Source organism: Salegentibacter sp. Hel_I_6, assembly GCF_000745315.1.
Taxonomy (GTDB): domain Bacteria; phylum Bacteroidota; class Bacteroidia; order Flavobacteriales; family Flavobacteriaceae; genus Salegentibacter.
In genome coordinates this window covers 2435759-2447870 of record NZ_JQNQ01000001.1, presented here as the reverse complement: position 1 = coordinate 2447870, position 12112 = coordinate 2435759, and the positions used below count along the sequence as shown (strand labels likewise).

Sequence of the window (12112 nt, the reverse complement as noted above, 5' to 3'; positions counted from 1 at the left end):
TTTTTATGAGTTAAAGATTTAATACATTCGTTAACCACTACACAAAACTAATTTATTTTATGAAAGAAATTTTAATAATTGGAGCTGGAAAATCTACTTCTGTCTTAATCGATCATCTTTTGTCTAAAGCCGAGACCGAAGATATCTATCTTAAAATTGGAGACCTGGATCTGGAACACGCCAAAAAAGCCTGCGGAAACAAAGCTCGTTGTGAAGCTTTTAGTTTAGATGTTTTTAATACTGAAAGTAGAGAAGACGCTGTGAAAAGTGCCGATATCATAATTTCTATGCTTCCGGCAAGATTTCATATAGAAGTTGCTAAAGCCTGCGTGAAATTCAAGAAAAATATGGTAACCGCTTCTTACGTAAGCAAAGAAATGAAAGCTTTGGATGAGGAGGTAAAACAAAACGGACTCATTTTTATGAATGAAATTGGGGTAGATCCCGGTATAGACCATATGAGTGCCATGCAGGTTATAGACCGAATTCGAGATAAGGGCGGAAAAATTCTTTTATTTGAATCTTTTACCGGCGGGTTAGTAGCTCCAGAAAGCGACACCAACCCATGGAATTATAAATTCACCTGGAACCCAAGGAATGTGGTAGTTGCCGGGCAAGGTGGTGTGGCAGAATTTATACAGGAAGGAAAGTATAAATACATCCCATATCATCGCTTATTTAGGAGAACCGAGTTTTTACACGTGGAAGGCTACGGGAAATTTGAAGGTTATGCTAATAGAAACTCTTTAGATTATATGAGTATTTATGGGCTGGAAGATGTACTTACGCTTTACCGTGGCACCATTAGAAGAGTTGGTTTTAGCCGTGCCTGGAATATGTTTGTTCAATTAGGAATGACCGATGATAGTTTTACCATGAAAGATTCAGAAAATATGAGCTATCGGGATTTTGTAAATTCCTTTCTCCCATACTCGCCCACCGATACGGTAGAACTTAAACTGAGACATAACTTAAAAATAGATCAGGACGATTTAATGTGGGAGAAACTTTTGGAGCTGGATTTATTCAATAAAGACAAAAAAATTGGTATTAAAGAGGCCACTCCTGCGCAAGCGCTACAGAAGATATTAATGGATAAATGGAGCCTGGCGCCAGATGACAAAGATATGATTGTGATGTACCATAAATTCGGTTACGAATTAAATGGTATAAAAAAGCAAATAGATGCCACTATGGTACATATTGGAAAAGATCAAAAAGAAACCGCAATGGCCAAAACGGTAGGTCTACCCGTAGCAATAGCTACCCTAAAAATTTTAAAAGGCGAAATAACTACGCCCGGGGTTCAGCTTCCTATAATAAAAGAAGTTTATGAACCAATTTTAAAAGAACTGGAAGAGCACGATATTATTTTTAAAGAAAAGGAAACCGAATATTTAGGCTATAACCCTTTTGGAGAAGTAGGAAACTAAATTTTTGAATTCAAATTTGCTATTTTAGCTTTTTAATTAAACTAACCACCCCCATGAAACTTGTAAATGAAACTGTTGTTATAGATGGTATAGACAAAACCATTTTGAATTTCTTAATGGAAGATGCTAAAAAATCTATTCTTGAAATTGCCAGAAATATTGGAATTACCGGCGCGGCAGTTCACCAACGTTTACGAAAATTGGAAAAGGCGGGTTTAATTGAAGGTTCTAAACTTATGATAAATCCCCGCTTACTTGGCTATAAAACTATGGCTTTTGTGGGGGTTTACTTAGATAAAGCAGTTAGTAACCCGCAAGCAGTAAAGCAACTTAGTGGGATTCCCGAGGTTATTGAATGTCACTATACCACCGGAAACTGGTCTATTTTCCTTAAAATACTATGCAGGGATAATGAGCACTTAATGAATGTGCTGAATAAAAATATTCAGGCAATAGAAGGGGTTTCTCGAACAGAAACTTTTATTTCCTTAAATCAGCAAATAAAAAGGCAAATCAAGATTTAATTCTTTGGATTTATTCTAAATAAGAATTAATTTTGGCGCCAGGATGAAAGTACTACACCAATCTCAATTTTTTATTTCTTATCAGTGCGATAAGCAGCGATGCTTTTTCATTGAATTTCCTCATAAAACTATTCAGCTTGGTTTTTGTCAATTATTAGCGTTTAGACAACAGGTTAAAGAAATTGACCTGGAGGCTCATTTTAATGGACAAAACGCTCACGGGATGGAAATACTTATGCTTTGTAACCGTCAACATCTCTTCGTGTTTAATACCTTAGAAAGCATTGACCTAAAAGAATTTATTACCGGCACTTTCGCTATGCTTGAGCTTAATTCACTACTTGCAACTTCCGTTTAATTATTTCACTTTAGACTACTTCTAAATTCACAACGCGATTAGGTTTCTACTTGCCATTTGGTTAATTTTATAAAAAATGACCAATATTCGGGAACATGCCGAACGCTATAAGTGGTAGTACACAATTATCCTATCTCGATAACCTTCGGGATTAATTAGAAAGGAAAAAGTTAAACCTGTGATGCATCCCTTTTTAGCCTTAAATTTATAAACAATGAAAGATTTAGTAAGACAAAAATTAAGTATCCATGTAGATGTTATGGATCTTTTAAATAAACAGATAGAAAAGGAAGCACATTCATCTTCAGCCTATTTAGCAATGGCTTCATGGTGTGATCACAATGCACTTTCTTTTAGCGCCGAATTCTTTTACGATCAGGCTGCAGAAGAAAGAGAGCATATGATGAAGATCTTCCGCTATATTAATGATAATGGCGGCACCGCATATTCTCCGGAAGTTGGGGGCGTAAATCATGATTTCAAATCTTTGGAAGAAATTTTCGAAACCGCCTTAGATCAGGAAATATCAATCACAAAATCCATTCATAATATTGTAGGCAAATGCCGAAAAGTGAACGATTATACTACCGAGTATTTTCTACACTGGTTTATTGAAGAGCAAATGGAAGAAGAACAAATGATGCGAAGGGCTCTTGAATTATTTGACCTTATGGGAACAGAAGGCCTTGGACTTAAATTATTAGACGAGCGTATTCCTCAAATTAGAGACAAACGCCCGGAATAAAACTATTTAATCAGGGTAATTTACGAAGACCTGAATTGAAATACTAAAAAACCCACTTCAGCTGAAGCGGGTTTTTTTTATAAATTCTTCCTAAGAATATTTCTAATCCCTTCCCATATATATACTAAGGAAATAAAGTAAAGTAGCTAAAGAACCAACCGCAGCCACAACATAAGTTCTTGCAGCCCATTTTAAGGAATCTTCTGCTGCCTCGTGTTCTTTTCCAGAAACCATATTTTCAGTTTCTAACCAGGCCAAAGCGCGCTTACTCGCATCATATTCAACGGGTAGGGTAATAAAACTGAATAAAGTTCCCATTCCAAACATGATGATCCCTATAAGAAGTACGGTACTTCCAATCGCCGTAGTTGCCATAAGAATTAAACCACCAAAAATCACCCATTGTGAAAATCTGGAAGCCACACTAACCACCGGTACTAACTGGCTCCTCATTGTTAACCAGCTATAAGCATTTGCATGTTGAATGGCGTGCCCTGTTTCGTGAGTTGCCACAGCAGCAGCAGCGGCATTTCTCTGGCTATAGACTCCTTCAGAAAGATTAATGGTTTTCTTCTGCGGATTATAATGATCGGTCAACATTCCAGGGGTAGAAATTACTTTTACATCGGTAATATTGTTATCCCGTAACATTTTTTCAGCAAGTTCTTTCCCGCTCATCCCATTTTGAAGATGAACTTTAGAGTATTTTTTGAATTTACTTTTTAGCTTGTTACTCACATACATACTCACTATAAAAATGAGCCCTGCAATTATATAATATCCTAACATTCCTTTTTTATTTTAATTAATTCAAAGATAGCAAAAACCTCGCCATTTGAATTTCCATAAATGGGCTGACATTTAAAAAAACCCTCACATAATTTTAACTCAAAACAAACTTAGACTTCAATAAAAAAATTAGTAATTAGCGGAAGATTGATTGTGAATATGTTATTTCTCAATTTAAGATATTACCTATATTTGCACCAATCACTACAAAAAGGCTATGCAATACAAAAGAATACTTTTAAAATTATCGGGAGAAGCATTAATGGGAAAACGTCAATATGGCATAGATCCCGAGCGATTGGCAGAATATGCGGAAGAAATTAAGCAGGTTACCGATAAAGGAATAGAAGTAGCGATTGTAATTGGTGGAGGTAACATTTTTAGAGGTGTTTCTGGCGCCAGCAAAGGCATGGATCGTGTGCAGGGTGACCATATGGGGATGCTTGCCACCGTAATTAATGGGCTTGCTTTACAAAGCGCCCTGGAAGATGCCGATGTACAAACCAGGTTGCAATCTGCGGTAAAAATAAATGAAGTAGCCGAGCCTTTTATTAGAAGAAAGGCTATACGCCATTTAGAAAAAGGCCGCGTGGTAATTTTTGGAGGCGGAACAGGAAATCCTTATTTCACTACAGATTCTGCTGCTGTTTTAAGAGCAATTGAAATTCACGCCGATGTAATTCTTAAAGGAACTCGTGTAGATGGAATCTACAACGCCGATCCTGAAAAAGACAAAGAAGCTACAAAATTCGATTTTATCTCTTTTGACGATGTGATTAGAAAAGGTCTAAAAGTAATGGATACCACAGCATTTACCTTAAGCCAGGAAAACGAACTTCCTATTATTGTTTTTGATATGAATACCCCGGGAAATTTATTAAAAGTGGTTACCGGAGAAAGAATAGGTACAAAAGTTAACTTATAAAGATTTATTACGCTCAACTAATATTTTAAAAAATGGAAGACGAAATTGAATTTATTATAGACACCGCCAAAGAAAATATGGATAAGGCAATTGAACATTTAAAAAAACAATTGCAAAATATTCGTGCTGGTAAAGCAAACCCTGCAATGCTGGGGAGCGTTATGGTAGAATATTATGGATCTCAAACCCCGCTACAACAGGTAGCCAATGTAAATACCCCAGATGCTCGAACTATTTCTATCCAGCCATTTGAGAAAAGCCTTATCAAAGAAATTGAAAAAGGAATTATGATGGCCAATCTTGGATTTAATCCTATGAATAACGGTGAAAATGTAATTATAAATGTTCCGCCACTTACTGAAGAGCGCCGTAAGCAACTTACAAAACAAGCAAAAGCTGAAGCAGAAGATGCCAAAGTGGGTGTAAGAAACGATAGAAAGACAGCAAATAATGAACTGAAGAAACTCGATGTTTCTGAAGATTTACTTAGAGATGCTGAAAATGACGTTCAGGAATTAACCGATGCTCACATTACACGTATAGACTCCATCCTTGAAAATAAGGAAAAAGAAATCATGACTATATAAAGATAAGTCGGTTTCTTATATTAATTTAGAGGCTGGTTGAAGAATTTTAAAAATCGTCACCTTGAATTGTTTCAGCACGACGAAAACAAGCTTTCTCAACCAGCCTCTATTGTTTTACCCTTATTGATTTTGTTCATATATCAGAAAAACTTATGCGTTACCCGTTATTGCTTATTTTTCTGTTCTTCTCCTCCACTTCCTTTGCACAACAACAGGTTCGCGGTCGCGTTGTAGATGAAAAAACCGGCGATCCCCTTGCCTATGCGAAAATAAATTATGGGCAGGAAGAAACTTTAAGTAAAATAGACGGTAGTTTTTCCCTTGACCTTAACCAAGATAAAACTCAACTTAGAATTTCTTATGTAGGTTATAAATCTCAGAATTTTGAAGTTTCTAAAGAGGTTGAATACATCAGGATTAAACTATCGCCAAAAGTTGAAGACCTGGATCCTGTTACTATTTCTTCGGCCAACAATAGCGCCAATGAAATTATCAAAAAAGCTATCGCGCAAAAACCTCAAAACGATCCTGAAGCAAAGCTGAAAAATTTCAACTTTAAAAATTACAACAAGTTTATTGTAGATAATGAAGCTGATGCATTAAAAATGCAAAGCGACAGCACCAATTTTGAAATAGGCACCGTTATTAATTCAGCTGCCAGTTATTTTTCTGAAAAATTATCCAGGTTTTATTATTCACAGAACAAAGGTTTAAAAGAAGAAGTGCAGGCTTTGAATAACGCCGGATTTGAAAAACCGGTTTACGAGATCTTATCGCTTTCTGTGAATCCGTTTTCACTTTACCACAAAGATTTTCAAATTTTTGAGACCGATTATGCAGGCCCATTACAAAAATCGGCTTTTAAGAATTACACTTATAGAATTTTAGATACTACTAAAACTTCGCGCCCGGCTTATGTAATCTACTTTAAACCAAAAAGACAACGGGCTGTTGCCGGATTGGAGGGCCTCCTCTATCTGGATACGGAAACCTTTGCAATTCAGAAAGCAAAAGCACAACTTCTTGGAGCGATAAAATTGGAGATAGACCAGGAATATCAATATTTTCCAGAAGAGGATTTATGGTTTCCAAAAACGCAAACAACCACCATTCGCCCGGGAAATGGAGACCAGGCGATCTCAGTTTTTGGCGGAGTTATATCAGCTGGAACACTTCAACAAAAAGAATCAATTCTAAATAACATCCTGGCGCCTGGCAAGGATGATCCAAACCTGTTTTTAAATGCTAAAAGCACCAATTTCGATATAAGGCTGAATACAGATGAAACTTTAGATACTTCCGCTGAAATTTTAGTAAAACCGGAGGCAAATGCGATTGGAGAAAGCTTTTGGAAAGAGAACAGGACGGAAGCTTTAAGCACACAAGACGAGATCAGCCAACAACGAGCCAGAAGACTTATTGGAGAAAAGGAAATTGAAGAAAAAATAGACCTGCAAAACTCCGTTTCATCGGGATATTACCCCGTAGGATTTTGGGATTTTGACCTGGGTAAATTTTTTAAATTCAATAATTACGAAGGGATCAGGCTGGGTTTTGGCGGAAAAACCAATGGGCAAATTTCAGATAAATTCAGTATAAACGGTTACCTGGTCTACGGAACAAAAGATGAAGTTTTTAAATATAAACTTGGAACTTCTATTTATCTAAATAAAGCTAACGAAACCAATCTAAAATTAAATTACACGCGCGATATCGTTGAAACCGGAAGTTTTAGCTATTTACAGGGTAAAAACGACTTTTCTATAGTAGAACCGCGTTTTGTAAATATTAATTTCTTTTACGAACATCAAACTATAAGCAGCGGTTTAACCCATAGGTTCGGATCTAATTTTAAAACTGAATTCCAGCTTTCAAAAAGCGATATTTCCCAAACACAGGATTACCAGTTTTTACTTAATGGGCAGGAGTTTTCAGAGTATACACTTTCAGAAGCTACTTTTTCCTTTTTATGGCGGCCCTTTGCGAAATTTCTAGAAACACCCAATTCAACAAAATTAATAGAAAAAGGTTATCCAAAATTCACAGGGCAAATCACCAAAGGGATTTCCGGAGTTCTAGGTAGTGATTTCGATTATACCAAATTCGGTCTTTTGGTTGAGCACGAAATTAAAAGACTCAACCAATCCAGAACCGAAATTATCCTGGAAGGAAATTATGCAACCGGGGAAGTACCACTTACTCATTTATACCATGCCTTACCAAACAGTCCTTCCAGGGATGGTATTTTAAACCGGTTTTCGGTGGCTGGAAGGCGAAGTTTTGAGACCATGTATTACAATGAGTTTTTTAGCGACAGGCAGGCGATGTTGCATATAAAGCATCAATTGCGACCTATAATTATTCACAGGCTAATTCAGCCAGAACTTGTTTTTATTTCCCGCCACGCCATTGGAGATATCAGTAATTCTGACCGACATAGTATTCCTTTTAAAAGTTTAAATGAAGGTTATCACGAATTCGGGATAGAATTACAAAAAATCCTTGTTGGTTTTGGATTAGGAGCCGCATACCGATACGGTCCATATAGTTTGCCAACTTTTGATGAAAACTTCGCTTTTAAATTCACCTTTCATTTAGATATTTAAACCCTGGAGTACTTTAGTTGCTTAAACTCCGTTAAATAGGCTTCCTTTTTATACCTTTGCGCTCGCTTAAAACCTTCCCATGGCCAAGATTTTTAGTTTCGGATTCTGGAACTCAGTTGCGCGATTAATTCTGCGGAACAGGATTATTATTCTTTTACTTATTATAGCAACAACGGTATTTCTTTCCACACAGTGGCAAAATATGCGCTTCTCTTATACCGAAGCAAACCTGTTACCGGACGATCACGAAGATAATATTGCGTATAACGAGTTTTTAGACAAATTTGGAGAAGAAGGGAATATTATACTTTTGGGAGTAAAAGATTCCAGTCTCTTTAAAGCTGAGAATTTTAAGGCCTGGAAAGAAATCACACAAAAACTCGAAGCCTTCCCTGCGGTAGATTATGCAATTTCGGTTAGTAATCTTCAGCAATTAAAGAAGTTTGAAGATCCCAGCCGATTTGAGATGGTGCCTTTTATTACTGAAGATAATCCTACCGAAGAAGAACTTCAACAATATCAGGATCAACTTTACAATGAGTTACCATTTTATGAAAACCTGGTCTATAGTTCACATTCCAACACCTTACAATCGGCTATTTATTTAAATAAAGAAATCGTTAATTCTAAAGAACGCAAAACCTTTGTTATAGATGAGCTGCAACCCCTCATTGCTAATTTTGAAGAAAAAACAGGCATAGACGTAAAAGTCTCTGGAATGCCTTACATAAGAACCTTGAATTCCCAGAATATAATTGATGAAATAGGGCTTTTTATTCTCGCAGCACTTGGGGTGACATCGCTTATATTTTTCTTCTTTTTCAGATCTATTAGAGCAACGATTATTTCTATGATCACGGTTTGCATTGGGGTAATGTGGGCCTTTGGGGTAATAGGCTTGTTTAATTATGAAATCACGGTACTTACTGCACTTATCCCGCCATTAATTATTGTAATAGGAATTCCCAACTGTATTTTTCTGATAAATAAATATCAACAGGAAATTAAAAAACACGGAAACCAGGCAAAATCACTTCAAAGAGTAATCACCAAAGTGGGAAATGCCACTTTAATGACCAATATTACCACCGCCTCGGGTTTTGCAACTTTTATACTTACCGATAGCACGCTGCTAAAGGAATTTGGTATTGTTGCTTCTATAAATATTGTGGCGATTTTTATTCTAAGCCTGTTGATAATTCCTATAATCTACAGTTATATGAATTTGCCCAGGCGCAAACATCTAAAACACCTTAACAAGCGCTGGATTGGTGGTTTTGTAAACTGGATGGAGCAAATGGTGAGACACCGCCGCATCAGCATCTATATTACCTCCATTATTCTTTTAGTAGCGAGTATTATAGGAATTTACACCATAAAAATCTCAGGCAGTTTATTAGAAGATATGCCCGAAGAAGCTGAATTCTTCCAGGATATTAAATTCTTTGAAGAAGAATTTGACGGGGTGATGCCTTTAGAAATTCTTGTAGATACTAAACGAAAAAATGGTGTTTTAAAACCTGCTACCCTTAAACGCATGGAAGAACTGGAAAATCATCTGGCTGAAATTCCTGAACTTTCTCAGCCAATTTCCATAACCCGGCTGGTAAAATATTCTAAACAGGCGTTTTATAACGGCGATGCCCAATATTATCAATTACCAAGTTCGCAGGAACAAAACTTTATTATGCCGTACACCAAAGGATTTTCTTCAAATGAAAATTTACTCACTTCTTATATAGACAGTACGGGAAGGTATGCGAGAATTACCACTTATATGAAAGATGTGGGAACCGATAAAATGGAAGAACTGGAAGAAGACCTCTGGCCCCAAATCAATAAAATTTTCCCCCAGGAACGTTACGAAATTTCCATGACGGGTAAAGCTTTTATCTTCCAAAAAGGAACCAATTACCTGGTAAAAAATCTTATTATTTCGCTTTCCCTGGCCATTTTATTAATTGCAATATTTATGGCCTGGATGTTTAGATCGTTTAGAATGATTATTGTTTCCCTGGTTCCTAACCTCCTACCTTTGCTGGTAACTGCAGGAATGATGGGCTTTTTAGGTGTTCCTATAAAACCTTCTACAATCCTGGTATTTAGTATAGCTTTCGGGATTTCGGTAGATGATACTATTCACTTTTTAGCAAAATACAGGCAGGAACTAAAAGCTAATAATTGGAAAATTAAACGTTCGGTTTACGCGGCGCTACGGGAAACAGGAGTTAGTATGTTTTATACTTCTATTGTGCTGTTTTTCGGGTTTTCGGTATTCATGATTAGTAGTTTTGGGGGAACTGTAGCTCTTGGTGGTCTCGTTTCAGCAACCTTACTTTTCGCAATGCTGGCTAATTTATTATTACTTCCTTCTTTATTGCTTTCCTTAGAGAAAAATATTGCCAACAAAGAAGTTATGAAAGAACCCGCAATGAAGATTATTGAAACCGAAGAAGACGAAGCCGAAATTGAAAAAGAGGAATCTAAAAATTCAGAAAGATAATCAACAAAGCGCTTGGGGAATTAACCTCCTTGAGTGATTAATAAAAACCGGCTTGCTTTGCAGGCTGAGACGGATAAATTATATTTGTTTTTTCTAAATCTAACATAAATGATACAAGCAAAAATTGCTGAAATATTAGACAGCAATCAATTTCTACAGGAATTTGAGGTGAACGGCTGGGTTCGTTCTTTTAGGAGCAATCGCTTTATTGCCTTAAACGATGGTTCTACCATTAACAACCTGCAATGTGTAATAGATTTTGAGAATTTTGACCAGGACGAGCTTAAAAGAATCACCGTTGGTGCTGCCGTTTCTGTAAAAGGAACTTTGGTTGAAAGCCAGGGAAATCAGCAACGAGTTGAGATTGAGGTAAAAGAGTTTAAAATTCTTGGCGATGCAAATCCCGAAGAAGTAAAACTTACCATTCTTTCTCCCAAGCGACACAGCCTGGAGAAATTAAGAGAGCAGGCACATTTACGTGTGCGCACAAATACTTTTGGCGCCATTATGCGTGTGCGATCTAAACTGTCTTTTGCTGTACATAGTTATTTTCAGCAAAATAACTTTCATTATGTAAACACTCCAATTATTACCGGAAGTGATGCCGAAGGTGCCGGCGAAATGTTTAGAGTTAGCGCTTTAGATATGGAAAACCCACCAAAGAATGAAGGTGGCAGTATAGATTTTCATGAAGATTTCTTCGGAAAAGAAACTAATTTAACGGTTTCAGGACAACTGGAAGGTGAAGCCTACGCGATGGGACTTGGGCAGATCTATACTTTTGGCCCAACATTTAGAGCTGAAAATTCTAATACTTCCCGCCATTTAGCCGAATTCTGGATGATAGAGCCTGAAGTTGCTTTTTGTGATCTGGACGGCAATATGGATCTAGCTGAAGACTTTATAAAATATGTACTAAAATATATTTTAGATTACTGCCAGGACGACCTTGAATTTTTAGACAAACGTTTTAAAGCTGAAGAAGAAGCCAAACCTAAAGCAGACCGCAGCGGATTGGGATTATTGGAGAAACTTCATTTTGTAATAGATAACAACTTTAAGAGAGTTAGTTATACTGAAGCTATTGAAATCCTTAAAAATTCAAAGCCCAATAAAAAGAAAAAATTCAACTATATTATTGAAGAATGGGGCGCCGATTTGCAAAGTGAACACGAACGTTTTTTAGTTGAAAAACATTTTAAATGCCCGGTAATATTATTTGATTACCCTGCAAATATCAAGGCCTTCTACATGCGTCTTAATGAAGATGGAAAAACCGTAAGAGCAATGGATATCCTTTTCCCTGGGATTGGAGAAATTGTTGGTGGTTCGCAAAGAGAAGAGCGTTTAGATGTACTTCTAAATAAAATGAAGGAGTTAAATATAGACGAAAAAGAACTTTGGTGGTACTTAGATACCCGAAAGTTCGGAACCTGTGTTCACAGTGGCTTCGGACTTGGGTTTGAACGTCTGGTTCAATTTGTAACCGGAATGGGAAATATTAGGGATGTAATTCCTTTCCCTAGATTCCCTGGAAATGCCGAATTCTAAGAATTAGATATATTCAAACCTCACAGTTTTTACAACTGTGAGGTTTTTTAATCAAATCGTCACCGACAAGCTGAACTTGTTTCAGACTTTA

General features: G+C 36.7%; 10 protein-coding genes. 9 read left to right on the top strand and 1 reads right to left on the bottom strand.

What is annotated here, in order from left to right; all coding sequences use genetic code 11:
- Positions 1-59: 59 nt before the first annotated feature.
- The 4 genes from FG27_RS10770 (at position 60) to FG27_RS10755 (ending at position 3060) form a co-directional block, all read left to right on the top strand.
- Positions 60-1433 carry a saccharopine dehydrogenase family protein gene (locus FG27_RS10770; protein WP_037318926.1) on the top strand — a complete coding sequence of 458 codons (1374 nt, stop codon included), beginning with the start codon at positions 60-62 and terminating at the stop codon, positions 1431-1433.
- Between the two features lie 53 nt (positions 1434-1486).
- Positions 1487-1957, top strand: coding sequence for an Lrp/AsnC ligand binding domain-containing protein (locus FG27_RS10765; protein WP_037318924.1), 471 nt, complete (start codon positions 1487-1489; stop codon positions 1955-1957).
- Between the two features lie 43 nt (positions 1958-2000).
- Entirely contained in the window at positions 2001-2315 is a 315-nt protein-coding gene (locus tag FG27_RS10760) for a hypothetical protein (RefSeq protein WP_037318922.1), read from the top strand.
- A 214-nt stretch (positions 2316-2529) separates the two neighbouring features.
- Positions 2530-3060 carry a ferritin gene (locus tag FG27_RS10755; RefSeq protein WP_037318920.1) on the top strand — a complete coding sequence of 177 codons (531 nt, stop codon included), beginning with the start codon at positions 2530-2532 and terminating at the stop codon, positions 3058-3060.
- A 102-nt stretch (positions 3061-3162) separates the two neighbouring features.
- Here FG27_RS10755 and FG27_RS10750 read toward each other — a convergent pair whose 3' ends face one another.
- Positions 3163-3849 carry a zinc metallopeptidase gene (locus FG27_RS10750; protein ID WP_037318918.1) on the bottom strand — a complete coding sequence of 229 codons (687 nt, stop codon included), beginning with the start codon at positions 3847-3849 and terminating at the stop codon, positions 3163-3165.
- A 217-nt stretch (positions 3850-4066) separates the two neighbouring features.
- On the opposite strand from FG27_RS10750, the gene pyrH reads away from it, so the two are divergent.
- The 5 genes from pyrH (at position 4067) to asnS (ending at position 12021) form a co-directional block, all read left to right on the top strand.
- Positions 4067-4774, top strand: a complete 708-nt coding sequence (pyrH, locus tag FG27_RS10745) for a UMP kinase (protein WP_037318915.1) — start codon at positions 4067-4069, stop codon at positions 4772-4774.
- Between the two features lie 32 nt (positions 4775-4806).
- Positions 4807-5361, top strand: coding sequence for a ribosome recycling factor (gene frr / locus FG27_RS10740; RefSeq protein WP_037318912.1), 555 nt, complete (start codon positions 4807-4809; stop codon positions 5359-5361).
- A gap of 152 nt (positions 5362-5513) precedes the next feature.
- Entirely contained in the window at positions 5514-7967 is a 2454-nt protein-coding gene (locus tag FG27_RS10735) for a DUF5686 family protein (RefSeq protein WP_037318909.1), read from the top strand.
- A gap of 79 nt (positions 7968-8046) precedes the next feature.
- A complete protein-coding gene (locus FG27_RS10730) occupies positions 8047-10470 on the top strand; it encodes an RND family transporter (protein WP_037318906.1) in 2424 nt (807 codons plus the stop codon).
- 108 nt (positions 10471-10578) lie between these two features.
- Positions 10579-12021, top strand: coding sequence for an asparagine--tRNA ligase (gene asnS, locus FG27_RS10725; RefSeq protein WP_037318904.1), 1443 nt, complete (start codon positions 10579-10581; stop codon positions 12019-12021).
- Positions 12022-12112: the final 91 nt, after the last annotated feature.